The organism is Myxococcus sp. AB025B, from assembly GCF_006518215.1.
In the GTDB taxonomy this organism is placed as follows: Bacteria; Myxococcota; Myxococcia; order Myxococcales; family Myxococcaceae; genus Myxococcus; species Myxococcus fulvus.
On sequence record NZ_SRLW01000133.1, the window covers coordinates 1 to 26,535 of the forward strand.

Annotated in this window: 24 protein-coding genes and 1 pseudogene; 23 read left to right on the plus strand and 2 right to left on the minus strand. The window is 69.5% G+C overall.

What is annotated here, in order from left to right:
• The 13 genes from FL311_RS44170 to FL311_RS44175 form a co-directional block, all read left to right on the plus strand.
• The coding region (locus tag FL311_RS44170) for a plectin 1 isoform 8 (RefSeq protein WP_141327679.1) at window positions 1–2,237 on the plus strand (2,237 nt) is incomplete at its 5' end.
• A 13-nt stretch (window positions 2,238–2,250) separates the two neighbouring features.
• Window positions 2,251–3,456: a radical SAM family heme chaperone HemW gene (gene hemW, locus FL311_RS22285; protein ID WP_141327681.1), complete on the plus strand. Its 1,206-nt coding sequence runs from the start codon at window positions 2,251–2,253 to the stop codon at window positions 3,454–3,456.
• A 35-nt stretch (window positions 3,457–3,491) separates the two neighbouring features.
• The gene (locus FL311_RS22290) at window positions 3,492–4,337 is read left to right on the plus strand and encodes a tetratricopeptide repeat protein (protein ID WP_228557002.1); all 846 of its coding nucleotides are present in this window, start codon (window positions 3,492–3,494) and stop codon (window positions 4,335–4,337) included.
• A 167-nt stretch (window positions 4,338–4,504) separates the two neighbouring features.
• Window positions 4,505–6,043 (plus strand): DUF4388 domain-containing protein, encoded by a 1,539-nt coding sequence (locus FL311_RS22295; protein ID WP_141327683.1) that lies wholly within the window; start codon window positions 4,505–4,507, stop codon window positions 6,041–6,043.
• Between the two features lie 282 nt (window positions 6,044–6,325).
• Entirely contained in the window at window positions 6,326–7,114 is a 789-nt protein-coding gene (locus FL311_RS22300) for a TadE/TadG family type IV pilus assembly protein (RefSeq protein WP_141327685.1), read from the plus strand.
• Complete coding sequence (locus FL311_RS22305) at window positions 7,090–8,658, plus strand: hypothetical protein (protein ID WP_141327687.1); 1,569 nt, start codon at window positions 7,090–7,092, stop codon at window positions 8,656–8,658. The genes FL311_RS22300 and FL311_RS22305 overlap by 25 nt, the downstream gene beginning before the upstream one ends.
• A complete protein-coding gene (locus FL311_RS22310; RefSeq protein ID WP_194869317.1) occupies window positions 8,655–9,785 on the plus strand; it encodes a hypothetical protein in 1,131 nt (376 codons plus the stop codon). The genes FL311_RS22305 and FL311_RS22310 overlap by 4 nt, the downstream gene beginning before the upstream one ends.
• A complete protein-coding gene (locus FL311_RS22315) occupies window positions 9,785–10,636 on the plus strand; it encodes a hypothetical protein (RefSeq protein ID WP_141327690.1) in 852 nt (283 codons plus the stop codon). Before FL311_RS22310 ends, FL311_RS22315 begins: the two co-directional genes overlap by 1 nt.
• A complete protein-coding gene (locus tag FL311_RS22320) occupies window positions 10,633–10,830 on the plus strand; it encodes a hypothetical protein (protein WP_223746223.1) in 198 nt (65 codons plus the stop codon). Before FL311_RS22315 ends, FL311_RS22320 begins: the two co-directional genes overlap by 4 nt.
• Window positions 10,831–11,235: 405 nt before the next feature.
• The gene (locus FL311_RS22325) at window positions 11,236–12,039 is read left to right on the plus strand and encodes a TadE/TadG family type IV pilus assembly protein (RefSeq protein WP_141327692.1); all 804 of its coding nucleotides are present in this window, start codon (window positions 11,236–11,238) and stop codon (window positions 12,037–12,039) included.
• Complete coding sequence (locus tag FL311_RS22330; RefSeq protein ID WP_141327693.1) at window positions 12,015–13,562, plus strand: TadE/TadG family type IV pilus assembly protein; 1,548 nt, start codon at window positions 12,015–12,017, stop codon at window positions 13,560–13,562. Before FL311_RS22325 ends, FL311_RS22330 begins: the two co-directional genes overlap by 25 nt.
• A gap of 65 nt (window positions 13,563–13,627) precedes the next feature.
• Complete coding sequence (locus FL311_RS22335) at window positions 13,628–14,626, plus strand: hypothetical protein (RefSeq protein ID WP_141327695.1); 999 nt, start codon at window positions 13,628–13,630, stop codon at window positions 14,624–14,626.
• Window positions 14,626–14,802 carry a hypothetical protein gene (locus FL311_RS44175; protein WP_194869318.1) on the plus strand — a complete coding sequence of 59 codons (177 nt, stop codon included), beginning with the start codon at window positions 14,626–14,628 and terminating at the stop codon, window positions 14,800–14,802. The genes FL311_RS22335 and FL311_RS44175 overlap by 1 nt, the downstream gene beginning before the upstream one ends.
• A gap of 24 nt (window positions 14,803–14,826) precedes the next feature.
• Here the strand turns inward: FL311_RS44175 and FL311_RS22340 are convergent, their stop codons facing one another.
• A complete protein-coding gene (locus FL311_RS22340; protein WP_141327697.1) occupies window positions 14,827–16,068 on the minus strand; it encodes an ABC transporter substrate-binding protein in 1,242 nt (413 codons plus the stop codon).
• Window positions 16,069–16,252: 184 nt separating this feature from the next.
• Between FL311_RS22340 and FL311_RS22345 the strand changes: the two genes are divergently transcribed.
• The 7 genes from FL311_RS22345 to sufT are packed head-to-tail and all read left to right on the plus strand — an operon-like array spanning window position 16,253 to window position 22,545.
• Window positions 16,253–16,765, plus strand: coding sequence for an SUF system Fe-S cluster assembly regulator (locus tag FL311_RS22345; RefSeq protein WP_141327699.1), 513 nt, complete (start codon window positions 16,253–16,255; stop codon window positions 16,763–16,765).
• Window positions 16,762–18,198, plus strand: a complete 1,437-nt coding sequence (gene sufB / locus FL311_RS22350; protein ID WP_141327701.1) for a Fe-S cluster assembly protein SufB — start codon at window positions 16,762–16,764, stop codon at window positions 18,196–18,198. The genes FL311_RS22345 and sufB overlap by 4 nt, the downstream gene beginning before the upstream one ends.
• A gap of 3 nt (window positions 18,199–18,201) precedes the next feature.
• Window positions 18,202–18,990 carry a Fe-S cluster assembly ATPase SufC gene (gene sufC, locus FL311_RS22355; RefSeq protein WP_141327703.1) on the plus strand — a complete coding sequence of 263 codons (789 nt, stop codon included), beginning with the start codon at window positions 18,202–18,204 and terminating at the stop codon, window positions 18,988–18,990.
• On the plus strand, window positions 18,987–20,306 hold the full coding sequence (gene sufD, locus FL311_RS22360) for a Fe-S cluster assembly protein SufD (RefSeq protein ID WP_141327704.1): 1,320 nt from the start codon (window positions 18,987–18,989) through the stop codon (window positions 20,304–20,306). Before sufC ends, sufD begins: the two co-directional genes overlap by 4 nt.
• Window positions 20,303–21,526, plus strand: a complete 1,224-nt coding sequence (locus FL311_RS22365; protein WP_141327706.1) for a cysteine desulfurase — start codon at window positions 20,303–20,305, stop codon at window positions 21,524–21,526. Before sufD ends, FL311_RS22365 begins: the two co-directional genes overlap by 4 nt.
• On the plus strand, window positions 21,523–21,984 hold the full coding sequence (sufU, locus tag FL311_RS22370; RefSeq protein WP_141327708.1) for a Fe-S cluster assembly sulfur transfer protein SufU: 462 nt from the start codon (window positions 21,523–21,525) through the stop codon (window positions 21,982–21,984). Before FL311_RS22365 ends, sufU begins: the two co-directional genes overlap by 4 nt.
• An 18-nt stretch (window positions 21,985–22,002) precedes the next feature.
• Window positions 22,003–22,545 (plus strand): putative Fe-S cluster assembly protein SufT, encoded by a 543-nt coding sequence (sufT, locus tag FL311_RS22375; protein ID WP_141327710.1) that lies wholly within the window; start codon window positions 22,003–22,005, stop codon window positions 22,543–22,545.
• A 113-nt stretch (window positions 22,546–22,658) separates the two neighbouring features.
• Here the strand turns inward: sufT and FL311_RS22380 are convergent, their stop codons facing one another.
• Window positions 22,659–23,366 carry a type 1 glutamine amidotransferase domain-containing protein gene (locus FL311_RS22380; protein WP_141327712.1) on the minus strand — a complete coding sequence of 236 codons (708 nt, stop codon included), beginning with the start codon at window positions 23,364–23,366 and terminating at the stop codon, window positions 22,659–22,661.
• 240 nt (window positions 23,367–23,606) lie between these two features.
• On the opposite strand from FL311_RS22380, the gene FL311_RS22385 reads away from it, so the two are divergent.
• The 3 genes and pseudogenes from FL311_RS22385 to FL311_RS45235 form a co-directional block, all read left to right on the plus strand.
• The gene (locus FL311_RS22385) at window positions 23,607–24,725 is read left to right on the plus strand and encodes an isoaspartyl peptidase/L-asparaginase family protein (protein WP_141327714.1); all 1,119 of its coding nucleotides are present in this window, start codon (window positions 23,607–23,609) and stop codon (window positions 24,723–24,725) included.
• Between the two features lie 81 nt (window positions 24,726–24,806).
• Window positions 24,807–26,180, plus strand: a complete 1,374-nt coding sequence (locus tag FL311_RS22390) for a S9 family peptidase (protein WP_141327716.1) — start codon at window positions 24,807–24,809, stop codon at window positions 26,178–26,180.
• A 103-nt stretch (window positions 26,181–26,283) separates the two neighbouring features.
• Window positions 26,284–26,535 (plus strand): annotated as a pseudogene (locus FL311_RS45235) (hypothetical protein); the annotation flags it as partial.

Consider the following 26,535-nt stretch of genomic DNA (forward strand, 5'->3'; position numbering starts at 1 on the left):
CCCCCATCGCCACCACCCCGGCCCCGGTTTCGCGGGCGGTGCGGGTGCCCGGGGATGATCCCTTCAAGGAGGCCGCCGAGCCCCGGATGCCCATGGGGGCTTCTCCAGAGGAGAAGCTCGAGTACTTCCGGGCCGTCGTCCGGCAGAAGACGGAGACCCTGGCCCGGGCGCGCACCCTGTACGCCGAGCGCGACGGGGAGGTGACGGGGCTCAAGCAGTCGCTCACCCAGGCGCGCAAGGAGGCCGCGGAGGCCAAGGCGCAGCTGGGGGCGGTGAAGGACTCCCCGGCGAAGCTGGCGCAGACCTCGGAGGCGCTGGCCAGCGCGGAGAAGCGCGCGGCGGACGCCGAGGCGAAGCTCGCCGCGGTGGAGGCGGAGCTGTCCGCGGTGGAGGCGGACCGCAAGGACTTGTCGCGGGCGCTCGCGGAGGTGGAGTCGGAGGTCCCCCGGCTGACGGCGGAGCTCCACGACGAGCGCGAGTCGCGGGGCGCGGTGGCCGAGGAGCTGGTGGGCGCCAAGGAGGCGCTGTCGCTGGCGCAGGACCGCGTCGCGGAGCTGGCGGCGGAGAAGTCCGAGGCGCAGGGCGCGCTGGAGGCCGTCCAGGAGCAGTACCAGCAGGTGCTCTCCGACGTGGAGCGACTGGGCGGCGAGCTGGAGACGGCCACGGCCGAGCGCGACTCGCTGGGCCTGCGCGTGGGCCAACTGGAGGCCGCGCTCGCCGAGGCGCAGGGCGCGCTCTCCGCGGTGGAGAGCGAGAGCGACTGGTCCAAGAGCTCGCTGGAGGAGGCGCAGACCCGCTCGCGCACGCTGGAGGAGGAGCGCGACCAGGCGCGCCGCCAGCTCGCGGTGGTGGAGGAGGGGCTGCGCACGCTGCAGGCGCAGACCTCCGAGCTGGAGAAGGCGCTGGCCCTGAAGGACGCCGAAATCGTGGGCCTGCGCGCGGCGCTCACCGCGCGCACCACGGAGGCCTCCGAGCTGCCCGTGCTGCGGCAGGCGCTGGAGCAACGCGCCGCCGAGGTGGCCCGACTCACGGCGCGGCTGGAGACCGAGGCCGCGCGCGCGAACGAGCGCGCCCAGGCCCTGGAAGAGGGGCTCGCGCAGGCCGGCGAGCGGGCGCAGGTGGCGGAGGGCGAGGCCGCGGCGCTGAAGGAGGCGCTGGAGGCGCTGGAGGTCGAGCAGGTCTCGCTGCGTGACCGCATGGAGGCGGACGCGGCGGCGCTGGGCGAGGCGGCGCAGCAGGCCGAGGCGAAGGTGGGCGAGGTGTCCGCGGCGCTGGAGGCCGCGCACGCCGAGCGTGACGAGCTCAAGAAGCAGCTCGCCGCCGCGGAGATGAAGACCGCCACCACGGACGCCGAGCGCGTGGGGCTGGCCGCGCGGGTGACGATGCTGGAGACGGCCTCCGCGCAGCGCGAGGCGGAGCTCGTCCGGGTGCAGGGCGCGCTCGCGCAGGCGAAGGAGGAGGTGTCCCTGGAGCGCGTGCGCCGCGAGGCCGCGGAGGCGGAGCGCTCCGACGCGCAGGTGCACGCGGCGGAAGTGGAAGCCCGCGCGGACGCGCTGGCGGAAGGGCAGGGCGGCGCCGAGGCCCAGCTGGCGGAGCTGCGCGAGGAACTGGAGGCCGCGCGCGCCGAGGCGGACAAGGCGGAGCGGCTCCAGCAGCGGCTGAAGATGCTGGAGGGCGCGCTGGAGACGGCGAAGACCGACGCGGCCCGCGCGAGCCAGGCGGCGCAGACCGCGCAGGCCGGCAAGCAGAAGGAGGAGGCGGCGGCCCAGGCGGCGGAGACCCGGCTCAAGGACGTCGAGGTGGCGCGGCTGGAGCTGGCCTCGAAGCTCGAGGCCGTGGAAGCGACGCGCGCGGAGCTGACCTCGAAGCTCCAGGAGGCCGAGGCAAGGCTTGCTCGCGCGGAGTCCTCGCAGGCGGGCAAGGCGCAGGAGTCGGCCGCGACGCGCGCCGCGTCCGAGAAGAAGCTGGAGGAGGCGAAGGCGGCGCTGTCTGCGGCGGAGGCGAAGCTGCGCGCCGAGCAGCAGGCCCGCGAGGCGCTGGAAGAGAAGCTGGCCCAGGCATCACAGCCCGTGGCGTCGAGTGCGCCCGCCGACTGGGAGGCCGAGCGGGAGGGGCTCAAGGCGGACGCGGCCAACCTCAAGCGCAAGCTGGTGGCGGCCGAGACGGCCCTCGAGGCGGCGGCTGGCTACAAGGCGAAGATCGCCAAACTGGAAGCGCAATTGAAGGGCCGGAAGTAGAGGTTTGCCCCTCATGCCGTTCGACGCGCCAGTGGACCTGCTCACGGGGATGCCGGCGGCCCGCTTCGGGCTGTACCTGCACTTCCCCTACTGCCTCGCGAAGTGCCCGTACTGCGACTTCGCCGTGGCCGTGGCGCGCCAGGTGCCCGAGGAGCGCTACGCGAACGCGGTGCTGGCGGAGCTCGACGCGCGCCTCGCCCTCTCGCCCGAGCTGCGCGACAAGCCCCTGGAGTCCATCTTCCTGGGCGGTGGAACTCCGTCACTGTGGCATCCGCGTTACGTCTCCCGCGTGCTGGACGGAATCGCCGCGAGGCTGAAGGTGTCGCCCGGCGCGGAGGTGTCGCTGGAGGGCAACCCGGAGCGCGCGGACGCGGAGCGCTTCGAGGGCTACCGGGCCGCGGGCGTGAACCGGCTGTCCCTGGGCGTCCAGTCCTTCGAGCCCCGGACGCTCAAGGCGCTGGGCCGCGCGCACGACGCCGAGCAGGTGGAGCGCGCGGTGGAGCTGGCACGGCGCGCGCGCTTCCCGGTGGTGTCCATGGACTTCATCTACGGCGTGCACGGCCAGACGGTGGCCCAGGTGGAGCAGGACGCGCGCCGCGCGGTGGCGCTCCAGCCCGAGCACCTGTCCACGTACGCGCTGACGGTGGAGCGCGAGGTGCTGGCGGTGGACACGCCCTTGTCCAAGCAGCTCAAGCGCGGCGAGCTGGAGCTGCCCTCGGACGACGACGTGGTGACGATGGCCGCCACGGTGCGCCAGGTGTACGGCGCCGCGGGCCTCACCCGCTACGAGGTCTCCAACCACGCCAGAGCGGGCTTCAGCTCCCGGCACAACGCGCTGTACTGGACGGGCGGCGAGTACCTGGCGCTGGGCGTGGGCGCCACGGGGATGCTGCTGTCCCCCGAGCCCTCGCGCTACGCCAACCTGCGCAGCCCGGAGAGGTACCTGGCCCAGGTGGAGGCGGGGCGCCTGCCCGAGGACAGCCGCGAGGCGCTGGGCGCCGAGGAGCTGTTCGCGGAGCGGCTGGCGATGGGGCTGCGGCTGGTGTCGGGCGTGGACTGGGAGGCGGTGTGTGAGCGATATGGCCAGCCGGTGGAGCCCCGACGGGCGGAGGTGGCGCGGCTGGTGGAGCACGGCTTCGCGACGCTCACGAACGGGCGACTGGCCTTGACGGAGAAGGGCGCGGACGTGCACAGCGCCGTCTGCGCGCGGCTCTTGTAGTCGAGCCGGCGCGCGCGAGGGATTTCGAGGAGCGTATGAGCAAGTGGCTGTTGTGGATGTTCCTGACGCTGCTGACGGGCAGCCCGCTGTTGTCGCTGGGCCTGGTCATCGTCTTCATCTTCGTGGCGGACCGCTTCACGTGGCGGCTGTTGCCCAGCCCCGTGCGGATGATGAAGCGCTTCCAGCGCGCCGGGTACCTGGCGGGGACCATCCTCACCAACCCCCACGAGCGCCGCGCGCGCCACGAACTGGCGGACATCCGCGTGGAGCAGAAGCGCTATGAGGAGGCCGTGGACATCCTCAAGCCCAACCTGGAGGCGGGCGACGAGGACGTGGACACCCTGTTCCTGCTCGGCGTCGCATACCTGGGCGCGGGCGACGCGCAGCGCGGCGAGCTGCTCCTGGACGAGGCGGCGAAGCTGGACGCCGGCTACCGCCAGGGCGCCATCGACCTGGAGCGCGGCCGCTTCCGATTGAAGCGCGGCGAGGTGAAGGGCGCCATCGAGGCGCTGGAGCGCTTCTGCGCGACGCGGCTGGGCTCGGTGGAGGGCCGCTACCTGCTCGCGCGGGCCCTGGCGAAGGACGGGCGGAGCGCGGACGCGAAGCGCGCTCGGGACGCGGCGTGGAACGAGTACGTCGTCGCCCCGGGCTTCCAGCGTCGCCGCGAGCGCCGGTGGGCGTGGCTGGCCCGACCCAGCCGTCCGCTGACGTACGCGGTGCTGCTCGCGCTGGTGCTGGGCACGGGCGCGACGATGGCCCGGCAGATGGGCCTGTTCACCCAGCGCACCCACCGCTACGGCGGCGGCTACGGCGAGGGCTACCCCCCGGGCGAGGCCCCCTCGGCCGCCGGATGGGAAGAGGCCGGGCCCCCAATCGAGTAGCGCGCCGGGTAGCCCCAGACCCCAGGACCGCGAGTGGAGGCCGGTCCGCTCGTTGTTCGGACCTCCTGGTGAAGGGCCCTGGGTCCGGGGGATGTCTGGAGTGGCGGGACGGGCGTAGGCTTCAAGACGTCGTCCCTCCCCGCGTCCACAGCCGAGGCCCCCGCTCCATGTTTCCCTCCCCGTCGCAGGTGCTCCGGCAGCGCGAGGGATTGCTCGCGGACACGCCCTTCCCGCTGCTGCTCCAGGCGCTGATGGCCGAGGAGCGCACGTGCACGCTGGAGCTGAAGGTGCGCCAGCGCGAGAAGCGCATCCTCTTCGAGGAAGGCTCGCCCGTGGCGTGCCAGTCCAACCTGCTCCACGAGACGCTGGGGAAGTACCTGGTGGAGAAGGGCAAGCTGTCCGAGTCCGACTACCAGAAGTCGCTGGCGGAGAGCGTCTCCTCGGGCATGCAGATGGGCGGGCTGCTGGTGCAGAAGGGGCTCATCAGCCCGTTCGACCTGTACAAGCAGCTGCAGGCGAACCTGGCGCACAAGCTGCTCGACTGCTTCCGGTGGGTGGACGCGAAGTACCGCCTCATCGCGGACGTGGAGACGCCCGACGCGAGCGTGCGCATGAACACCGCGCAGCTCATCCTCACGGGCGTGGAGGGCGTGATGCCCTTCGACGCGGTGGCCACCCACTTCACCTTCACCGACGAGCGCCGCTTCGGGCAGATGCCCGCCGTGGAGTCGGGCCCCAAGCTGTCGTCCAAGGACGCCCGGCTGCTCCAGCAGCTGCGCCAGCGCCCCACCTTCAACGAGCTGATGGAGCGCACGGGCTTCGACATGGAGACCGTCCTGCGCCGCCTGTACGCGCTGTGCCTGCTGGGCGTCGCGGGCTTCGTGGAGGACGTGGACGCCCGGGCCGTGGAGCTGTCCTCGCGCGCGGCGTCCGTGGCCGCCCCGCCCCCGGAGCCCGTGGCGCCCGAGCCCGTCGCCGCCCGGGGCCTGCCCTTCAGCGACGAGGACGTGGCCACGCGCGACGCGCTGGTGTCTGCCTTCCTCGCGCACCGGAGCAAGGACCCCTTCGCCCTGCTGGAGGTTCCCGAGGACGTGCAGCCCCTGCCGCTGCGCCGGGCCTTCCTCGCCTGGGCCGAGCGCTTCTCACCCCTGCGCTTCCAGACGCCCGAGCTCAAGGAGAAGGCCGAGTCCCTGCTCGCCGCCTACGCCCGCGCCTACGGCACCCTGTCCGACGCGGAGCAGAACCTTCTGTGGCAGAAGCGCCGCGCCGCCCACCGCGAGAAGGAGCGCACCGCCACCGGGCGCCCCTCCACCGCCGAGCAGTTCCGCATCCGCACGGACCTGCTCGACGCCAGGACGCAGTTCGACGAGGCCCGCCGCCGCCTCAACGACAAGCAGTACGCCGGCGCGTTCGAGTACTTCGAGTACGCCTGCGACATCGAGCCCAAGCCCCTGCACCACGCCTGGCGCGCCTGGGCCCGGTATCTCATGAAGCCCGAGTCCCACGGCCGGCTGGCCCTCCAGGAGCTCCAGGAGGTGGTCCGCCAGGAGCCCGGCCTGGAGGACGGCTGGGCCTTGCTGGGCGAGGTGGCCCAGGGCGAGGGCCAGTGGGCCCTGGCCGACGAGGCCCTGCGCAAGGCCTTCAAGCTCAACCCCAAGAACCGCCGCTACGTGGAGCTCATCCAGGAGATGGCCCGCCGCCGCTAGCCCGGTCCATCCCCCCGAAAGCAGCCGTCCGAGCGGTGCATGCATGTCTCTTCGCGTCACCCGCTTTTCCAGGCGCTGAGAGTTTTTCCGGGACCCATCGGTCATCTGGCCGGACGGCTCTTTCGCGCACGGCATTTTCCCCCAAGGAGAGGGATGCTCCCAGAGGGGGGGGAAGGGGCTCGCAACAACGGGCCCTTCATTCGCGAGATCTAAAGGTCCGTGCAACCCTGTTGTCGTCCGGCGGCAGCCCCCGGTGGGGTGCCGCTCCTGAAGCGAGGCTGGATGCGTTCCGTCCCCACAAGGGCCCAATCAGGCCAGGCCGCGGTGGAGTCCGCCATCGTCCTGCCGCTGTTCGTGTTCCTCATCCTGGGCACGTTGCAGCTGGGGCTGATGCACCAGGCGCGGCTGCTCGCGAAGTACGCCGCGTACAAGGCCGTGCGCGCCGGCTCGCTGCACAACGCCAAGGTGGAGACCATGGAGGCCGCCGCGCTCGCGGTGCTCCTGCCCATCCTCAGCACCCGGACCTCGGGCGAGGCGGGCATCGAGGTCGTCAAGCCCGTCGGCAGCGCCCAGGAGTTCGAGACCAAGTTCCAGGAGCTGAAGAACAACCAGATGCCCGGGGCGAACCTCAAGTACGCCGAGGTCACCATCTGCGGCCCCACGCAGGAGGAGGTCTCCGGTGGAGGTGAGTTCGACTTCGACGACCCGGACAACATCCACCCGGACGGCTGGCGGGAGAACCACCGCACCAAGCTGCGCATCCAGCTGACGCTCAACTACCGGCTGGTGGTGCCCTTCGCGGACTGGGTCATCTACAAGGCCGCGCGCGGCCGCGAGGTGCCCATGCTGATGCGCATGGGGAAGATGAAGGCGGAGGAGCAATCCAAGACGTCCACCCGCCGCTTCGGCGGCGCCGCCACGGGCGAGGGCCCCTACGAGAGCGCCGCCTCCCAGGGCATCTACATCATGCCCATCCGCACCACGTACACCATGCGGATGCAGTCCAACCTGTACCTGGGCGCCAACGCCCTGCCCGCGAGCAACGCATGCCTCTTCCCGTTCTCCTACTGAGCCGGCCCGCCCGCCGCCGCCAGCGCGGGCAGGCCATCGTCCTGGGCTCGTTGTCGTTCCTCGTCCTCGCGTTGATGGTGACGCTGAGCTTCAACCTGAGCCACGCGCTGCGCCGCAAGATGTCCCTGCAGCAGCACAGCGACACGCTGTCGTTCTCCATGGCCGTGCTGGAGGCGCGCGCGCTCAACTACTACGCCGTCAGCAACCGGGCCATCGCCAGCTCCTACGTGGCGATGAACAGCCTGCACGCGTACATGTCCGCCGCCAGCCTCACCGGCCAGATGATGCGCGCGTCGTCGAACAACTTCATGCAGATCGCCATGATTGAGTTCGGCCTGTGCGTCGCCTGCGAGTTCATGTGCGACCACTGCGAGCACATGGCGGAGGCGTTCAAGATTTCGGGCGACTTCCGCGACGCGGGCAAGGACTACGACGACAAGGTGGAGGCCTTCGAGTCCAACTTCCGGCAGGCCATGGAGGCCCTGGACCTGATGGTGGACAACATCCACACCGCCCAGCGCGAGGTCCACGACAAGACGCTCCAGGCCGTCAAGGACGGCAGGAGCCACGGCCTGGGCCAGCTGCGCGACTACACCGCGCCGCTCGCCACGGATTTGGTCTCCGCGGTGGGCTCCATCAACGCCAACGAGTTCAACTGCGCCGTGGACGGCATGGAGTGCCAGGGCAGCGAGAGCAACACCTCGCCCGAGGCCCGCGCGCGGGTGATGACGGAGATCGCCAACGCCACGCGCTCGGGCTGGCCCGCCAACCGCGACAGCCCCGGCGCCGGCGCGTCCGCGAACCTGCCCAAGTACCTCAACTCGCAGTTCTTCGATGAGCTGGACGAGATTCCGGACAACGAGGCGACGAAGCTCATCTCCGGCACCAAGGGCACCGCCAAGACGGTGAAGAGCAAGGGGCAGCTCACCCAGGGCGGCCAGTCCGGCGGCAACGACGGCACCATGGTGGCCGCGTCGGACGAGGGCAACATCTTCCACCGCTGGGAGCACGGCGTGGGCACCAGCAACTTCAAGTCGGAGGTCTGGAGCGACGACGGCGGCGGTGGCCACGTGAACAACGGCGCGCACTCCGGCCAGCACCGCTTCGAGGGCGTCAACACGCGCGCGCTCACCGGCTGCGCGGGCTCCGGCAACTGCTTCATGAAGTTCCGCGCCAACCCGGACCCGGACCGGGACTGGGGCCAGCCGCGCGTCTACAGCTACGTGTCCATGCCCTTCCGCGTGGGCAACACGCGCCAGGCGCCGTGGGAGCTCAACTCGTCCGCGCAGGTGCGCCTCACCCACGGACAGCAGGGCCAGGGCAGCCTCACCGTGGCGGCCACCGAGGGCATGGCCATGTCCAAGTCCCTGGTCTACTACCACCGCTTCGGCGAGGAGGGCTGGAAGGAGGCGCCCAACCTCTTCGCGCCGTACTGGCGCGCCAAGCTGCACCCCTTCACCAAGGGGGATGCGCAGCAGGTGCTGGACGCGGCGGGCAACTCGGACGCGGCGCAGATGTCCCAGGTGGACGGGGTGGCCCTGTGAAGACTTATGGACAACGCGCGAGGCGCGGCGCGGCCGCGGTGGAGACGGCGCTGTGCATGCTCGTCATCATCCCCGTGTTCATGTACGCGCTCTTCGTCGATGACCTGTTGAGGCACACGCTGGACTCGCAAGAGACGGCGCTGTCGACCATCTGGGACTACGCCGTCCAGGACTATCCGACCAAGCCCAAGAACCCTCCGCCCGAGGGCGGCGCGGAGGAGCCCTTCTACGGCTTCAACGGCGCCCAGTACTACGCGCGCCTCCAGTACTGCGACCACGAGTCGGGCCTGGACAGCTTCGGCCCCGGCAAGGGCCCCGAGTGCGAGAACGACGAGGGCCACCACGCCGAAGTCACGGCGCACGCGTGCTGGCTCAACCCGGGCGCGCAGCAGGTGCAGTGCACGCTGAACCAGGCGGACCCGAACGGCGGTGGCGGTGGTGGGCCCGCGGGCGCGTACAACGTGACGCTGCACCAGGCGTACATGGATGACTTCGGCAAGGGCGGCGTCATCCGCTGCTCGGCGCGCCTGGGCGTGCAGAACTACCTGTTGCCGCGCACCTTCCTCCAGGACTTCAGCCAGGTGAACCTGGCGCGCCAGACGAAGAAGAAGAGCGACGGCATCCATAGCAACGCGCAGGGCGGTGATTTGCAGGACGACCCGCGCGGCCTCGCGGGCGATGTCTACCTGCTGCCCTGGGAGCGCATCGCCATCGTGACGGACACGTGGGCGCTCACCAAGGAGGCCCGCTACGAGCCGGGCACCGAGGACAGCGACCAGGAGAACCTCTACGCGCGCGTGTCGCAGATCTACAAGAGCGGGGACAACCCGGCCTACGAGCAGATGTCCTCGGCCGCGGAGGCGTTCGTCAACGAGGCCACGCAAGAGGTGCTCAGCAGCGACATCGAGCTGGACTCCATGCCGCCGGGGGACGACCCGCGTGAGGCGAGCCTCTCCATCGTCCCGTTCCCGTCGAGCGGCGGCCCGACGCAGCAGCTCCAGCAGAACGGCGGCAGCGCCACGTACTTCAACAGCGAGTGGCGGGACTGGGACCGCAACAACAACGAGAAGACGCACAACGCGCGAGGGAACAACTACCTGGGCTGCGCCCAGGCGGAGCGCTGCTGATGCCGAAGTCGTCGAGCCTGGTCATTCGCGTGCCCGCGCTGCTGTTCTCCGTGGCCGTGGTGGGCGCGTTGATCGGCTTCGCCTGGGAGGGAGCCGTCTACGGTCCGCGGGACGTGTCCGAGGAGTGGTCTCCTCCGCCCTCGCTGGATGACGCGCCTCCGGCGAAGGCGCCGGGCCGCTCGCCCGCGGAGGAGGCGGCGCTGAAGCGGGCGCTGGTGCACTTCCCGGCGTACCCGCGCGCGAGCCGCGCGGAGCTGCTCGCGGTGGACTACCTGGGGCCGGACGTGCCCATCGCGGTGGCCTGGTTCACCACGCAGGACACGCCCGAGCAGGTGCTGGAGCACTACCGCAAGGTGCTGCTCGACAACGGGCTGCCGGTGCTCGGAGAGCGGCACGGGGTGAACGGCGGCTGGGTGGGGTACTGGAGCCCGGCCACGGAGGAGATGCGGCTGGTGTCCGTGCTGGCGCAGGGCGGGGAGACCCTGGGCTTCGTGTCGGCGGGGCAGGTGGCGCCGCTGCTCAAGCGTGCCTCGAAGGTGCCGTCGTGGATGCCGCTGCCGCCGGAGCTGAGCCAGCCGGTGACGCTGTCCTTCGACATGGAGGGCGCGGCGCACCACGTGGTGTCGGGCAGGCTTCCGGGAGACTCCCCCCAGGTGGTGGGGGAGACGTACCGGGCGCTGTTGAAGGAGAAGGGCTGGGAGGTGGGCGCGGTGGAGCCGATGGATGCCGGGGGCATCGGGTTCGAGGTGATGCGGGGGACGACGATGGGTCGCGCCACGCTGCGCCTGAAGCTGCCCGAGCCGGGCGTGGAGCTCCAGCTGTCGCTGCTGCAGCGCGGGGCTGTGCCATGAAGGAGGCCGTGGTGGAGAAGTCGCTGAGGAAGCAGGGGCGTGCCCGGGGCCAGTCGATGGTGGAGTACGCCGTCGTCACCGCGGCGCTGATGGGCTTCACCGTGATGGGCTGGCCGTTCCTCGTGCAGCTGCTCAACGCGCTGCACCGGTACTTCAACTCCATCTACTACGTCATCCAGTCGCCGATTCCGTAGAGGCGCCGGCGGTCCCCCTGGCCCGGGACGAGTCGCGCGCTCCTGGCGCGCTGGATTCGACCGGGCTGTTTCATTCCTGTCTGGTTGACCTCGCGTTCGCGCGCGTGGGCGCTGCCTGCCTGGTGGGCGGACGGGTATCCCTTACGTATTTTCCGAAAGACAGCCACCGCATTGCCCTCCAGGGCGATGAAGTGTCGCGGAGGCGTCGTCGTGTCGTGGATTCCCCCGAGATGGGTGCCTGTATTTGTTTGATGCGGCTGCGGGCAAGCAGGCGGGGTGGCTGGGATGGTTTTGTCCACTCATGGCTGTCATTGGTGTGAGGTGCAGGACATTCCCAGTCAGGAGCGGAAGAATCGATTCCTCGGCTTTTGTGGTTCTTTCTGCGTGCGTGGTAGTGATTGATGGATGCGATGCCCCTTCCGCTCACATCCCGCGAGGGCGCAGTCCGGGCAGTCCGCGGTGGAGACCGCGATTGTCCTGCCGCTCTTCGTGTTCCTCATCCTGGGCATCCTGCAGCTCGGGCTGATGCACCAGGCACGGCTGCTCACGAAGTACGCGGCCTACAAGGCGGTGCGGGCTGGCTCCATCCACAATGCCAGCGTCGCGGAGATGGAGAAGGCCGCGGTCGCCGTGCTCCTGCCGATGTTGGCCAAGCGCGCTGAAGGACCCGACGGCATCGAGTACGTGCGTCCGGTCGGCAGCGGCCAGGAGTTCACGGAGAAGTGGAACGAGCTGGCGGGCAACCGGATGGACAAGGTTGGCCTGAAGTACGCCGAGGTCACCATCTGCGGGCCAACCAGGGAGGACGTAGGCAGTGGGAGTGGCGAGCTGGACTTCGACGACCCCGACAATGCCACCTCCGACAACTGGCGACAGAGCCAACGCACCAAGCTTCGCGTGCAGGTGACGTTCAACTACAGGCTCATCATTCCGTTCGCGGACCGGGTCATCTACTACGCGGCACGGGGGCGGGACCTGCACATGTCGCTGCGGCTGGGGCAGGTGAAGGACGACGAACGGTCCAAGGTGGCTCAGCGCAGGTTCGGGAGCGTCTCCACGGGAGAGGGGCCCTACGAAGGTGCGGCATCGAAGGGGGTCTACATCGCTCCCATCCGTGCCACCTACACCATGCGGATGCAGTCGAATCTGTATCTCAATACTTCGGACATCCCCTCGAGGAATGCATGCCTCTTCCCGTTCTCCTACTGAGCCGGCCAGGGCTGCGCCGCCAGCGCGGGCAGGCCATCGTGCTGGGCTCCTTGTCCTTCCTGGTGCTGGCGTTGATGGTGACGCTCAGCTTCAACTTGAGTCATGCGCTGCGGCAGAAGATGAGCCTGCAGCAACATAGTGACTCCATGTCGTTCTCCATGGCGGTGCTGGAGGCCCGGGCGCTCAACTACTACGCCGTCAGCAACCGGGCCATCGCGGGCTCCTACGTGGCGATGAACAGCCTGCACGGCTATATGGCCGCCGCGAGTGTCACGGGTGAGATGCTGCGGGCGGGCAAGGACAACTTCGACAAGATCTTCCGTATCGAGATGGCCTTGTGCGTCGCCTGCCGCTTCTCGTGTGACCACTGCAAGCATGCTGCCGAGGCCAAGAAGATCGCCAATCGGTTCGAAAAGGATGCGCTGATGGTCGACAGCAACGTCCGCGGCCTCGAACCGAGCTTCCGTACGGCGATGCAGGGCATGGACCTCATGGTCGACAACATCCATACGTCCCAGCGGGAAGTGCATGAGAAGACCCTCCAGGCCGTCAAGGATGGCTCGAGCCATGGCTTGTCCAGACTCAAGGGGGATACCGCCCCCAATGTCAGTGAGCTGGCATCGGCGGTCGGGAGCCTGAACGCCAACGAGTTCAACTGCGCCGTGGATGGCATGGAGTGCCAGGGAAGTGTCGCCAACACGTCGCCCGAGGCGCGTGCCCGCGTGGTCACGGAGATCGGGAATGCGAGCCGCTCGGACTGGCCTGCCAACCGCAATGGCAAGCCACCCAAGCATCTTCACCCGGACTTCCTCAAGAAGCTCAAGGACATCCCGGGCGAGGGCAATTACACGGTGCTCCAGCACGACGGCTCCGCCAAGGCGGTGCAGAACAAGTCCAGGGTCTTCAGCGAGGGCTCGAGGAGTGGAAACCAGGGCACCACCATCGCCGGCGCCGAGAAGGGCTCTGTCCAACACCAGTGGAAGCACAACGTGGTGTCCTCGGACTACGACACCGTCGTCTGGAGTGACGCCAATGGTGGAGGTCACGAGAACGGCGGTCGGCAGCATGTGGGGCAACACCGCTTCGAGGGGACGAACGCGAAGGCGCTCACGTCGTGCGCCGGCTCGGGCAACTGCTTCATGAAGTACCGCGCGAACCCGAGCTCGGCCCGCGACTGGGGGCAGCCCCGGGTCTACAGCTACTACTCGATGAGGCTGAACGTAGGGGACCCTCAGACGGCGCCCTGGGAGCTCAACAGCTCGCGCACCGTCAGGTTCCAGCATGGCGGGCAGGGCAGGGGGAGCCTGACGTTGTCGGCGGCCGATGGCACCGCCATGTCCAAGTCGCTCGTCTATTACCACCGCTTCAAGCAGGGAGGCTGGACGGAGGCGCCCAACCTCTTCTCCCCCTACTGGCGCGCCAAGTTGCATCCCTTCACGGCGCCCGAGGCGAAGCGGGTTCTCGAGGATTCGGGTAACTCCGATGCGTCGACCATCGCGGATGCGCCGGGGGTGTCGCTGTGAGGACTCGGACGAGACGAGGGACGAGGAGCGCTCGGGGCTCAGCCGCGGTGGAGACGGCGCTGTGCATGCTCGTCATCATCCCCGTCTTCATATACGCCATCTTCCTGGATGACCTCCTGCGCCACACGTTGGACGCCCAGGAGACCGCGCTGTCCACCATCTGGGACTACGCCGTGTCGGATTACGCGGCGGAACCGACGGGGGGAGAGGCCTTCGCGGGTTTCGGCCAGACGCAGGGACTCGCGCGGCAGATGTATTGCGACCATGAGTCGGGAATCGACAGCTATCAGACCGACCCTCCCGAGTGTCGGCTGCGGACCATGCATCACCATCAGGAATTGGTAGCACATGCCTGCTGGATGCATCCCGAGGCGCAGCAGGTGGAGTGCACGGTCGACCAGAACGCTGTCGGAAGCTACGGGGTGACGCTGCATGCCTCGTACATGCGCCAGTTCAATCGAGGTGGGCTCATCCGATGCTCGTCGCGCAGCGGCGTCCAGAACTACCTGCTCCCGACCACCTTCCTCCAGGAGTTCTCCCAGGTCGACCTCGCGAAGGAGCACAAGGACGGTGACGTCCACGACAACGCGGAGGCCAAGGGAGATCGAACCAAGGATACCTACTACCTCCCGTGGGAGCGCATCGCCCTGGTCACCGACACGTGGGCGCTGACGACGCCGCAGAACACGGAGCCTGGCGTGAAGGACACCGAGCCGACCAACGTCTACGTGCGTGTGGCTCACATCTATTCGAGCCAGGAGAACTCGGGCTTCACTCAGATGTCTCCCGCCGCGGAGCAACTGGTCCGGCAGGCCATCCAACGGAAGTTGCTCGATACCTCCCTGCAACTGGACAACGATGCCGGAGATGACCCGCGCAACGTGAGCATTTCCATCAAGGCCCAGACGGGAAGCAACGCGCCCACCCAGCGCATCGACCAGGGCGATGGTGCCGGCACCTACTTCAACAACGAGTGGCGCGACTGGGAAGCCAACAACAACCAGGCCACGGCGCAAGCGCGCGGCGAGTACTACATGGGCTGCCAGCAGCCGGGGAAGTGCTGATGGCCTCGCTCACGCGTCGCAATCGCCGAGGCCAATCCATGGTGGAGTATGCCGTCGTCTCCGCCGCCTTGCTCGGCATCACCACGGTGGGCTGGCCCTTCCTGGTCCAGCTCCTCAACGCGCTGCACCGCTACTTCAACTCCATCTACTACGTCATCCAGTCCCCCATCCCGTGAGGGAGGGGGACCGGGCACACACCGCTACGGCGTCACGGTGGTGACGAACTCCGCCTTGCCGCCGGCGACCTTCAGCACGACGGCCTCCTTCACCGCGTCGCGGTTGGCGTCCAGCGTGATTCGCCCCGCGACGCCCGGGAAGTCCTTCGTCACCGCGATGGCGTCGCGCAGCGACGGGCCGCTCAGGTCCGGGGCGCGCTTCATCGCCTCCACCAGCACCCGGCCCGCGTCGTACGCCAGCGCCGCCACGCTGTCCGGCACGCTGCCGTAGCGGGCCTTGTAGCGCGCCAGGAACGACTGGAGCACCGGGTCCGGGTTGCCCGGCGAGTAGTGGTTGGAGAAGTAGCTGCCCTCCAGCGCGGACCCGCCCAGCTCGAACAGCTTGTCGGAGTCCCACCCGTCGCCGCCCAGGAGCGGCACCTTCAGCCCCACCTCGCGCGCCTGCCGCGCGATGATGCCCACGTCCGTGTAGTAGCCCGGCACGAACACCGCCTCCGGCTTCAGTTGCTTGATGGCCGTCAGCTGCGCGCGGAAGTCCGTGTCCCCCTTCGAGTAGCTCTCCGTCCCCACCACCTGTCCGCCGAACTCCTGGAACTTCGCGGTGAAGACGTTGGCGAGCCCCATGGAGAACGCGCTCTTGTTGTCCGTGAGCACCGCCACCCGCGACAGCTTCAGGTTCTCGCGCGCGAACTTCGCCATCACCAGGCCCTGGAACTCGTCGATGAAGCAGACGCGGAAGATGTAGTCGCCCTTCTTCGTCACCTCGGCGCTCGTCGACGTGGGCGTAATCATGGGCACCTTGCCCGCCTGCGCCTTCTCCGCCATCGCCATGGACACCGACGAGGCCGCCTCGCCCAGAATCGCCACCACCTTGTCCTGGGTAATCAGCCGCGTCGCCGCCTGCGCCCCTTCCTCCGGGCGTCCCTGGCTGTCGTACACGCGCACCACCACCTTGCGGCCCTTCACGCCGCCGGCCGCGTTGGCCTCGTCCAGCGCCAGCTCGATGCCGTTGCGCGCCGACACGCCGAACGTGGCCTCACTGCCCGTGAGGCTGCCCACCTCACCCACCACGATGGGGCCCGAGTCCTCGCCCGCCTGCGCCTGAGCGCCCGGCTGGGTGGGCGCCTGCGCTGGAGTGCCCTCCTGGGAGCCTTGGGGAGCCGTGGCCTGGCCGCTCGGCGGGGCGTCGGTGGGGGTGGGCGCGGACTTCTTCTCACAGCCCGCCAGACTCAGTGCCAGGGTGGCCAGGAGCAGCAGATGACGCATCGGCGGATTCCCTCCAGGTGACAAGGGCCTCACCCTAGCCCTGTCCCAGAGGCCCTCCAACCGCAGGGCCGCCCGCCTTCCGTCAAAATGCAATGTGGACTGAAACGGTCCAGATTACATATGACGCCCCGGCGGGCTGGAGGGCCCGCGTGGGAATGGACCCAGAGAGGAGAGAGCGTCCCGCATGCTTCGGATGAGCAAGATGACCGACTACGGCATCGTGCTGATGACCGAGCTGGCTCGCGCGGAGGGTGGCACCCGCACCACGCGCGAGCTGGCGGCACGCACCCGTGTGCCATTGCCCTCGGCCAGCAAGGTGCTCAAGGGCCTGCTTCAAGCGGGCCTGGTGGTGTCCCACCGCGGCGCCAACGGAGGCTATGGCCTGGCGCGGCCACCGGCGTCCCTGTCCCTGGCGGAGCTGGTGGCCTCGCTGGAGGGCCCGGTGTCGCTCACCGAGTGTGGCGTGCATCCCACTGGCGGCGCGCCCTGTGAGCTGGAGGCGGTGTGCCAGGTACGCGGCCACTGGCGCCTCATCAACCAGGCCATCCAGGAGTCGCTGGCGCGCCTGACGCTGGCGGACCTCATCGCCCCGGCGCCGCGCATGCCGGAGCGGCTGGTGGGCCTGGGCGTGCCCTCGCGGCCCACGAGCCCCAACGCCCCCCCGACGACTTCATCCGTGACAGGAGTTCGCTCATGACCACCGACACCCTTCAGGAGCTGACGCGCCGCCCGTACGCGGCGGGCTTCGTCTCCGCCGTGGAGGCGGACACCTTCCCGCCCGGCCTGAGCGAGGACGTCATCCGCGCGCTGTCCGAGAAGAAAGGCGAGCCGGCCTTCCTGCTCGAGTGGCGCCTGAAGTCCTTCCGCCACTGGCTCACGCTGCGCGAGCCCACGTGGCAGGCGGTGACGTACCGCCCCATCGACTACCAGGCCATCAGCTACTACTCGGCGCCGCGCTTCAAGCCGAAGAAGGACAGCCTGGACGAGGTGGACCCGGAGATTCTGCGCACCTACGAGAAGCTCGGCATCCCGCTCGAGGAGCAGAAGCGCCTGCAGAACGTCGCGGTGGACGCGGTGTTCGACTCGGTGTCCGTGGCGACGACGTTCAAGGACAAGCTCGCCAAGGCGGGCGTCATCTTCTGCTCGTTCTCGGAGGCGGTGCGCGAGCACCCGGAGCTGCTCAAGAAGTACCTGGGCACGGTGGTGCCGCACTCGGACAACTTCTTCGCGGCGCTCAACTCGGCGGTGTTCAGCGACGGCTCGTTCGTCTACGTGCCCAAGGGCGTGAGGTGCCCGATGGAGCTGTCCACGTACTTCCGCATCAACGCGGCGGAGACGGGCCAGTTCGAGCGCACGCTCATCGTCGCGGACGAGGGCTCCTACGTGAGCTACCTGGAGGGCTGCACGGCGCCCCAGCGCGACACCAACCAGCTGCACGCGGCGGTGGTGGAGCTGGTGGCGCTCAAGGGGGCCACCATCAAGTACTCCACGGTGCAGAACTGGTACCCGGGCGACGCCGAGGGCAAGGGCGGCATCTACAACTTCGTCACCAAGCGTGGCATCGCGCACGAGAAGGCGAAGATTTCGTGGACGCAGGTGGAGACGGGCTCGGCGATTACGTGGAAGTACCCGAGCGTCATCCTCAAGGGGGATGACTCGGTGGGCGAGTTCTACTCGGTGGCGCTCACCAACAACCTGCAGCAGGCGGACACGGGCACGAAGATGGTGCACATCGGGAAGAACACCCGCTCCACCATCGTGTCCAAGGGCATCAGCGCGGGCCGGGGACAGAACACGTACCGGGGGCTGGTGAAGGTGCTCAAGAGCGCCCAGGACGCGCGCAACTATACGCAGTGCGACTCGCTGCTCCTGGGGGACAAGTGCGGCGCCCACACGGTGCCGTACATCGAGGTGAAGAACGCGTCCGCGCAGGTGGAGCACGAGGCCTCCACGTCGAAGATTGGCGAGGACCAGCTCTTCTATTGCAGACAGCGCGGCATCTCCCAGGAGGACGCGGTGTCGATGATTGTCAATGGTTTCTGCCGGCAGGTCTTCAAGGAGCTCCCCATGGAGTTCGCGGTGGAAGCGCAGAAGCTGCTCGGAGTGAGTCTGGAAGGGAGCGTGGGGTAGGTCATGGCGCTGCTGTCGGTTCGGAATCTGCACGCCCGCGTGGGCGACAAGGACATCCTCAAGGGCATCGACCTGGAGGTGGGCGCCGGTGAGGTGCACGCCATCATGGGGCCCAACGGCTCGGGGAAGAGCACCCTGGCGAGCGTGCTCGCGGGGCGTGACGCCTACGAGGTGACACAGGGCGAGGTGCTGCTCGACGGCAAGTCGCTGTTGGAGCTGTCGCCCGAGGCTCGCGCGGCGGAGGGGGTGTTCCTGGCCTTCCAGTACCCGGTGGAGATTCCGGGCGTGGGCAACCTGCACTTCCTGCGCACGGCGCTCAACGCGCAGCGCCGGGTGAAGGGGCTGGAGGAGCTGGACGCGATGGACTTCCTCCAGCTCGCCAAGGAGAAGTCGAAGCTGGTGCAGTTGGACCAGGCCTTCATGAACCGCTCGGTGAACGAGGGCTTCTCCGGCGGCGAGAAGAAGCGCAACGAAATCTTCCAGATGGCGGTGCTGGAGCCGCGCCTCGCCGTGCTCGACGAGACGGACTCGGGTCTGGACATCGACGCGCTGCGCACGGTGGCCGGGGGCGTGAACGGCCTGCGCTCCAAGGACCGCGGCATGGTGCTCATCACCCACTACCAGCGGTTGCTCGACTACATCGTCCCGGACAAGGTGCATGTCATGGCGGCGGGCCGCATCGTCCGCTCGGGCGGGCGCGAGCTGGCGCTGGAGCTGGAGGAGAAGGGCTACGGCTGGCTGGGCCTGGAGGGTGGCAAGGGGGCGCCGAAGGGCGGGGAGGTCCGGCGATGACGCGCTACCTGGACGTCGCCTCGCGCTTCCAGAAGCAGGCCGCGAGCGCGCCCGCCTTCCTGCGTACCCTGCGCCAGGAGGGGCTCGCGCACTTCGAGCGGCTGGGCCTGCCGACGACGAAGGACGAGGCGTGGAAGTACACCAACGTCTCGCCCATCGCGGAGGGCGGCTTTGCGCCCGTGTCGGCGCTGCGTGACAGCGCGGTGCTGGCGCCGGTGGTGGACAGGCTCGCGCTCGTCGGTGGACCTCGGCTGGTCTTCGTCGACGGACGCTTCGCTCCGGAGCTGTCGAGCGTGACGGGGCTGCCGCGCGGGCTGACGGTGAAGCCGCTCGGCGTGGCGCTGACGGAGGACTCGGTGCTGCTCGAGGCCCACCTGGGGCAGCGGGCGCGGGCGTCGGAGCAGGCCTTCACGGCGCTCAACGCGGCGCTGCTGGAGGACGGGGCGCTGGTGCATCTGTCGAAGGGCGCGCTGAGCGAGGTGCCCGTGCAGCTGGTCTTCCTGACGCGCGGCGACGCCGCCGTGCTGGCGAGCCCGCGCGTGCTGGTGCTCGCGGAGGAGGGCAGCGAGGGCACGCTGGTGGAGACGTACGCCAGCGCGAGCGGAGGCCCCGTGGCCACGTTCACCAACGCGGTGACCGAGGTGACGCTGGGGGACAACGCCAGCCTGAAGCACTACCGCCTCCAGTCGGAGGGGGACGCGGCGCTGCACGTGGGCGGGTTGCACGTGAAGCAGGGGCGCGACAGCCGCTTCGTCTCGCACACGTTCGCCTTCGGCGGCGTGCTGGCGCGCAACGAGGTGCACGTCTCCTTCGCGGGCAAGGGTGGCGACGCGACCCTCAATGGCCTGTATGTGGGGCGCGGGACGCAGCACCAGGACGTGCGCACCGCGCTGGACCACGCGGTGGCGGACTGCACCAGCCGCGAGCTGTACAAGGGTGTGCTGGATGACCGGGCGCGCGGCACGTTCCACGGTCTGGTGAAGGTGCGGCAGGACGCGCAGCGCACGGACGCGCGGCAGCAGAACCGCAACCTCCTGTTGTCCGAGCACGCGCAGGCGGACACCCGGCCGCAGCTGGAGATACTCGCGGACGACGTGAAGTGCGCCCACGGCGCGGCGGTGGGGCGGTTGGACGCGCAGGCGCTGTTCTACCTGCGCTCGCGAGGCATCCCCCAGGCGGAGGCGGAGCGGCTGCTCACGTATGCCTTCGCCCGCGAGCTGGTGGAGGCGGTGCCGGAGGGGCCGGTGCGCGCGAGCGTGGAGTCGCTGCTGGCCCAGAGGCTGCCGGGCGCGGCCCGGACGGAGGTGACGGCATGAGCACGTTCGACGTGCAGCAGGTGCGCGCGGACTTCCCCCTGCTGCGGCAGGAGGTGCGAGGCCGTCCGCTCGTCTATCTGGACAGCGCGGCCACGGCGCAGAAGCCGCAGGCGGTCATCGACGCCATCGTCCGCTTCTATCAGCACGACAACGCCAACGTGCACCGGGGCGTCCACATCCTCTCCGAGCGCGCCACGGAGGCGTACGAGGGCGCGCGCGAGACGGTGCGCGGCTTCCTCAACGCCCGGGACGCGCGCGAGATCATCTTCGTGCGCGGCACCACCGAGGCCATCAACCTGGTGGCGCAGACCTACGGCCGCAAGCACATCGGCGCCGGGGACGAGGTGCTCATCACGCAGATGGAGCACCACGCCAATATCGTCCCCTGGCGGATGCTGTGCGAGCAGACCGGCGCCACGCTCAAGGTGATTCCGGTGGATGACCGGGGCGAGCTGGTGCTGGACGCGGTGGACGCGCTGCTCACGGACAAGACGCGCATCCTCGCGGTGACCCACGTCTCCAACGCGCTGGGTACGGTGAACCCGGTGAAGGAGCTGACGCGGCGGGCGCACGCGAAGGGCATCCCCGTGCTGGTGGACGGGGCGCAGTCGGTGACGCACTTCCCCGTCGACGTGCAGGACCTGGGCTGTGACTTCTACGCCTTCAGCGGGCACAAGACGTTCGGCCCCACGGGCATCGGCGTGCTGTACGGGCGGCTGGAGCGACTGGAGCCGATGCCTCCGTACCAGGGCGGCGGGGACATGATCCTCTCCGTGACGATGGAGAAGGTGACGTACAACCGCGTGCCGCACCGCTTCGAGGCGGGGACGCCGAACCTGGAGGGCGCGGTGGGGCTGGCCGCGGCCATCCGGTATCTGCAGGGCGTGGGGCTGTCCGCCATCGCGGAGCACGACCGGGAGATGATGGCCTACGCGACGGCCGCGCTGGAGTCGGTCCCGGGGCTGCGGCTCATCGGCACGGCGCGCGAGAAGGCGGGCGTGTTGTCCTTCACGCTGGAGGACATCCACCCGCACGACGTGGGCACCATCCTGGACCGCGAGGGCATCTGCATCCGCACGGGCCACCACTGCGCGCAGCCGGTGATGCAGCACTTCAAGCTGCCGGCGACAGCGCGGGCGTCGCTGGCGCTCTACAACACGCGCGAGGACGTGGACGCGCTCGTGCGCGGGCTGCACAAGGTGAGGGAGGTGTTCGGATGAGCTCGGGCTCGGATGACTTGAAGGACCTCTATCAAGAGGTGGTGCTGGAGCACTCCAAGCGGCCGCGCAACTACCGCGTGGTGGAGGGCGCCAACCACGAGGCGGCGGGGCACAACCCGCTGTGCGGAGATCAGCTCTCCGTGACGATGAAGATGGAGGGAGACGTCATCCGCGACATCGGCTTCCAGGGGCAGGGCTGCGCGATTTCACGCGCGTCCGCGTCGCTGATGACGGGGGCGGTGAAGGACAAGTCGCGCGAGGAGGCGGAGGCGCTCTTCGCGCTGGTGCACAAGCTGGTGACGGAAGGGCCGGAGTCGGTGGACCTGGACGCGCTGGGCAAGCTCGCGGTGCTGTCTGGCGTGAGCGAGTTCCCCGCGCGGGTGAAGTGCGCGAGCCTGGCGTGGCACACGATGCGCGCGGCGCTGGCGGGACACAGTGAAGCGGTCTCCACGGAGTAGGGAAGGAGGGAGCGGACCATGCGAGGCGTGACGGCGATGCTGGAGCGGGAGGTCCCCGCGACCATCATCCCCAGTGGTGACAGGGTGGTGCTGCCGGAGGGCGCGGAGCTGCGGGTGATGCAGACGCTCGGCGGCAACATCACGGTGCAGGACCCCTACGGGCAGCTCTTCCGCATCGACGAGAAGGACGGCGCGGCGCTGGGCGAGGAGTACGCGCCCAAGGAGAAGGCCGCGGGCGACCCCAGCGAGTTCCACGAGGAGCAGGTCTGGGAGCAGCTGCGCACGGTGTATGACCCGGAGATTCCGGTGAACATCGTGGAGCTGGGGCTGGTGTACGCGTGCAAGGCGGAGCCGCTGCCGGAGGGCGGCCAGCGCGTGGACATCCAGATGACGCTGACGGCGCCCGGCTGCGGCATGGGGCCGGTGCTGGTGGACGACGTGCGCACCAAGGTCAGCGGCGTGCCCGGCGTGAAGGAGGCCCACGTGGAGCTGGTGTGGGACCCGCCCTGGGACCAGAGCCGGATGACGGACGTGGCCCGGTTGCAGCTCGGGTGGATGTGACGGTTCCACCGCGGACCCTCGTGTCCGCGGAGGCGGAGGGGCCATGCGCCTCGCCATCCTCGTCGAGACGTGGCCCCTGCGGCCGGGCGAAGTCACCCCGGCCCTCGCGCGCTTCAGCGTGAAGCGGCCAGTCGGCGCACGCCGAAGCTGATGGCGGCGGTGGCCAGGCTGCCCGCGAGCAGCCGGGGCCAGCGCCGTCCGGACTCCTCCGTCGTCGGGTGGTAGCGCGCCGCCACGGGGTGCTCGTCCTGGGCCTGGCGCAGGCGCTCGCGCACCTCGGGCATCTTCTCCGCGAAGAGCTCCACCATGGCGCGCTCGAAGGCGGGCAAATCTTGCGGCCCCCGGCTGGAGACCCAGTTGTCGTCGCGCACCAGCTCGTCGTCGCGCCACAGGGCGCCCGAGTTCTTCACGTCGTCCTGGATGCCGGGCCACGACGTGAGCGTGCGGCCCTCGGTGAGGCCCGCCGAGATGAGCAGCCACGGCGCATGACAGATGATGGCCATGGGCAGGTTGAGCGAGTCCGCGTCGTGGACGAAGTCCTTGGCCAGCGCGCTCTGGCGCAGCGTGTCCGGGTTGATGAGCCCGCCGGGCAGCAGCACCGCGTCGAAGTCCGCGGCCTTCACGTCGCGCAGCGTGGCGTCCACGCGGACCTTCTTGCCCGGCAGCATGTGGTTCATGCCCCGGATGTGGCCGGGCAGGAGCGACACGATGGTCACCTCCGCGCCCTGGCGCTGCAGCTTCTTGACCGGGCGCGTCAGCTCCACCTGCTCGAAGCCGCTCGTCGCCAGCACCGCCACCCGCAAGCCCTTCAGCTTCTTCATCACGCGCTCCCCGGTTCTATGGACGACCCCGAGACTGTGCACGCCATCGCCATCCGGCACGGGGAACGGAGCGGGCAGGAGAGCCCTTCGTCCGTGGTCTGCTCGCCGCCTGGAGGGCAGGCAGGGGGCCGTCGTTGTGCCCTTCGGAGCGCCGTGCTACCGACGCGGGCACATCGCCCGCGAACACGCGTGTCGTCACCTCATACGCGTCGTCTCGCGGGTCCCGCTGGAGGTCACGGAATGTTCGCTTCCCTGCCGTCTCTTCCCCGAAGCCTCGTCGCGGGGACCGCGCTGTTCCTCCTGCCCGTGGGCTGCACGAGCACCCAGGGCGCGCAGGTCGATGATGCGCGGCTCACGCAGGAGGGCTCGGCTGCTCGCAAGCCCCGGTGGGGGCTGGTCATCCACGGCGGCGCGGGCGTCATCTCGCGCGAGAACCTCTCGCCCGAGCGCGAGGCCGAGGTCCGCGCGGCGCTCCAGCAGGCCCTCGCCGCGGGACATGGCGTGCTGGCCCAGGGGGGCACGAGCCTGGACGCGGTGAGCGCGGCCATCCGTGTCCTGGAGGACTCTCCGCACTTCAACGCGGGCAAGGGCGCGGTCTTCAACCACGACGGCGTCAACGAGCTGGACGCGGCCATCATGGACGGCAGGACGCGCTCGGCCGGGGCCGTCGCGGGGCTGCGCCACGTGAAGAACCCCATCGACCTGGCGCGCCGGGTGATGGAGCAGTCGCCGCACGTGATGATGATGGGCGAGGGCGCGGAGGCCTTCGCCAAGGCGCAGGGCGTGGAGCTGGTGGACCCGAAGTACTTCTACACGGAGGAGCGCTGGCAGGGCCTCCAGCGCGCGCTGGAGAAGGAGCGCGCGACGCCGGCTCCGGGCACGACGCCCTCGACGCTGCGGCCCGGGTATGACCCGGTGACGGGGGACCACAAGTTCGGCACCGTGGGCGCGGTGGCGCTGGACCAGGCCGGCAACCTCGCGGCGGGCACGTCCACCGGTGGCATGACGAACAAGCGTTACGGCCGCGTGGGGGATTCGCCCATCATCGGCGCGGGCACCTACGCGGACCCACGCTGCGCGGTCTCCGCCACGGGGCATGGCGAGTTCTTCATCCGCTACACCGTGGCGCGCGACATCTGCGCGCGCGTCGAGTACCAGGAGCTGCCCCTGCCCGAGGCCGCCAACCTGGTCGTCAACGACGTGCTGGTGAAGGCGGGAGGCGAGGGCGGCGTCATCGCGATGGACCGCGACGGGAATGTGGCGATGCCGTTCAACTCCTCGGGCATGTATCGCGGCTACGTGGGCGAAGACGGTCAGCCCCACGTGGCCATCTTCAAGGAGCCCGAGGAAGCGAAGTAGCGCGGGCGCACTGTCGGGGCGGTGACGAAGAATCCGCGCTCGCCGCTTCCAAAAAATCCGGACCGCGGTGTCTTGGGACTCATGCGCACGACACGATGGGTGATTCTCGTCCTGGCCCTGATGGGCTGCTCCTCGTCCGACCTGGAGCCCGAGGCGCCGCTTCCTCCCGAGGAGCAGGAGACCGACTCCAAGCCCCTGACGGTGACCGTCCTGGGCTCGGGGCAGGCGGCGGCCGGTGGGCAGCAGTGGGCGTACCAGCTGCTGCGGCTCCAGGAGGAAGGCAAGGCGGCGGCCTACGCGCAGTGGTTCCCGCCGAGGAGCCCGGGCGCCTGGCCCGTGATGATGCTGACCCGTCCCTACGACGGAATCACGTGGACGGGCGAGGCGGTGGACGCGAAGTGGGCTGCGCGAGGCAACGGCTTCCATCCGGACGACAGCGAGCCGGGCCACCACGCGGGCTCGTCCAACATCGTCTACACCATCAGCACGCCGGAGCTCATCGCTGGCGAGTCGTTCTTCTACCTGTACAACGGCTTGGGTGTGCTCAACGTCTTCGGTCGCTTCTACGCGGGTGGCAGCATCCAGAACGACCGGGATGACATGCACGCGGGGCTGCGCTTCCTCGAGCAGGCGCCCGAGGTGGACCGCTCACGCATCGGCATCCAGGGAGGTTCCTGGGGCGGCTTCGAGGCGCTCTACGCGGCGGCGGATGCGCCGGAGGCGGTGCGTCCCAGGGCGGGCGTGGCGCTCTTCCCGCTGTCCGACTTCGCGCGGCAGTTCGAATACCTGGAGACGGTGATTCCGTCGCGCGTGTCGGACCCGTGGGTGCGCTCCCAGTACGCCACGTTCTTCGAGCCCTATCGGCGCCGCATCGTCGCCGCCACGGGAGGGGCTCCGGGGGCGCCGGGCGCGGACTACAGCGCGTGGACGCGCGAGCATCTCGCGCCGAGGCTGACGACGCCCTTCCTCGTCCTGCACGAGGACTGGGACACGCTCGTCCCCGTGGAGCAGACGCAGACGCTCGCGCCGCTCGTGGGCCCGACGATGTCCCCGCTGTACCTCCAGCACCTGGAGGTCCCGGACTGGAACACGCGCGCGTTGGACCACGGGCAGCTGGTAGTCCAGTACGCCCATGCCCTCACCACGGTGTCCCTGGGGTATCTGCTGACGAACCTGGGGCCCGAGGAGCAGTCGCTCTACGTCCCCTTCGTGCAGGACGCGTTGGTGGGGTGGCTCCAGGCGCAGCGCGTGCTCCAGTTGAGCGGGCGGGACGTGTCCCAGGTGGCTCCGCGCCTGTTCGAGCTGGCGGACCCTCGCGTCACCCTGGTCGAGATGACCTCGGGCAGCGTCTACTCGGGCTCGGAGGGTGTCGCCGTGCTGGTGAACGCGCTCTGGGGAACGCAGTACACGGCGGGGGAGATTCGCGAGGTGCTCTCCACGGGGCTGCCTCCCTGACGCCTCGTGGGCGTCGTCGCCGGATTGTAACGGGGATACTGCTGTAGGCTCCAGGGTGGACCCACGGGTGGGCGGGTCCGCTTGCGCCGAAAGGAGCCTTTGCATGAGGTGCGTGTCCTCGTCGTGGCGTTCCCCTGTCCGGATGCTGTTCGCGGTGATGCTGCTCTGGCTCGGCGCGGCTCGCGCGGAGTCGGACGACGCGGTGGTCTGTGAAGCGTCTTCCTCCCCGCGGGCCTTGTTCTGTTCCGAGGGGGACTGCCTCTCGGAGAGCGACTGCTGGTCCCTGTGCCCCATTGCCCGGAGCGTCTTCTGCAATGCGAGCAATGTCTGTGAGTTCGATGTGGGAGTGGGAGGG

Coding starts and splice junctions, on each gene's coding strand:
- FL311_RS22300 (WP_141327685.1), top strand. CDS start 6,326: ATGCGTTCCGTCCCCACAAGGGCCCAATCAGGCCAGGCCGCGGTGGAG.
- FL311_RS22340 (WP_141327697.1), bottom strand. CDS start 16,068: ATGCGTCATCTGCTGCTCCTGGCCACCCTGGCACTGAGTCTGGCGGGC.
- FL311_RS22325 (WP_141327692.1), top strand. CDS start 11,236: ATGCGATGCCCCTTCCGCTCACATCCCGCGAGGGCGCAGTCCGGGCAG.
- FL311_RS22365 (WP_141327706.1), top strand. CDS start 20,303: ATGAGCACGTTCGACGTGCAGCAGGTGCGCGCGGACTTCCCCCTGCTG.
- FL311_RS22305 (WP_141327687.1), top strand. CDS start 7,090: ATGCCTCTTCCCGTTCTCCTACTGAGCCGGCCCGCCCGCCGCCGCCAG.
- hemW (WP_141327681.1), top strand. CDS start 2,251: ATGCCGTTCGACGCGCCAGTGGACCTGCTCACGGGGATGCCGGCGGCC.
- sufB (WP_141327701.1), top strand. CDS start 16,762: ATGACCACCGACACCCTTCAGGAGCTGACGCGCCGCCCGTACGCGGCG.
- FL311_RS22315 (WP_141327690.1), top strand. CDS start 9,785: ATGCCGAAGTCGTCGAGCCTGGTCATTCGCGTGCCCGCGCTGCTGTTC.
- FL311_RS44175 (WP_194869318.1), top strand. CDS start 14,626: ATGGCCTCGCTCACGCGTCGCAATCGCCGAGGCCAATCCATGGTGGAG.
- FL311_RS22335 (WP_141327695.1), top strand. CDS start 13,628: ATGCTCGTCATCATCCCCGTCTTCATATACGCCATCTTCCTGGATGAC.
- sufU (WP_141327708.1), top strand. CDS start 21,523: ATGAGCTCGGGCTCGGATGACTTGAAGGACCTCTATCAAGAGGTGGTG.
- FL311_RS22380 (WP_141327712.1), bottom strand. CDS start 23,366: ATGAAGAAGCTGAAGGGCTTGCGGGTGGCGGTGCTGGCGACGAGCGGC.
- sufD (WP_141327704.1), top strand. CDS start 18,987: ATGACGCGCTACCTGGACGTCGCCTCGCGCTTCCAGAAGCAGGCCGCG.
- FL311_RS22290 (WP_228557002.1), top strand. CDS start 3,492: ATGAGCAAGTGGCTGTTGTGGATGTTCCTGACGCTGCTGACGGGCAGC.
- FL311_RS22295 (WP_141327683.1), top strand. CDS start 4,505: ATGTTTCCCTCCCCGTCGCAGGTGCTCCGGCAGCGCGAGGGATTGCTC.
- FL311_RS22330 (WP_141327693.1), top strand. CDS start 12,015: ATGCCTCTTCCCGTTCTCCTACTGAGCCGGCCAGGGCTGCGCCGCCAG.
- sufC (WP_141327703.1), top strand. CDS start 18,202: ATGGCGCTGCTGTCGGTTCGGAATCTGCACGCCCGCGTGGGCGACAAG.
- sufT (WP_141327710.1), top strand. CDS start 22,003: ATGCGAGGCGTGACGGCGATGCTGGAGCGGGAGGTCCCCGCGACCATC.
- FL311_RS22345 (WP_141327699.1), top strand. CDS start 16,253: ATGCTTCGGATGAGCAAGATGACCGACTACGGCATCGTGCTGATGACC.
- FL311_RS22320 (WP_223746223.1), top strand. CDS start 10,633: ATGAAGGAGGCCGTGGTGGAGAAGTCGCTGAGGAAGCAGGGGCGTGCC.
- FL311_RS22390 (WP_141327716.1), top strand. CDS start 24,807: ATGCGCACGACACGATGGGTGATTCTCGTCCTGGCCCTGATGGGCTGC.
- FL311_RS22385 (WP_141327714.1), top strand. CDS start 23,607: ATGTTCGCTTCCCTGCCGTCTCTTCCCCGAAGCCTCGTCGCGGGGACC.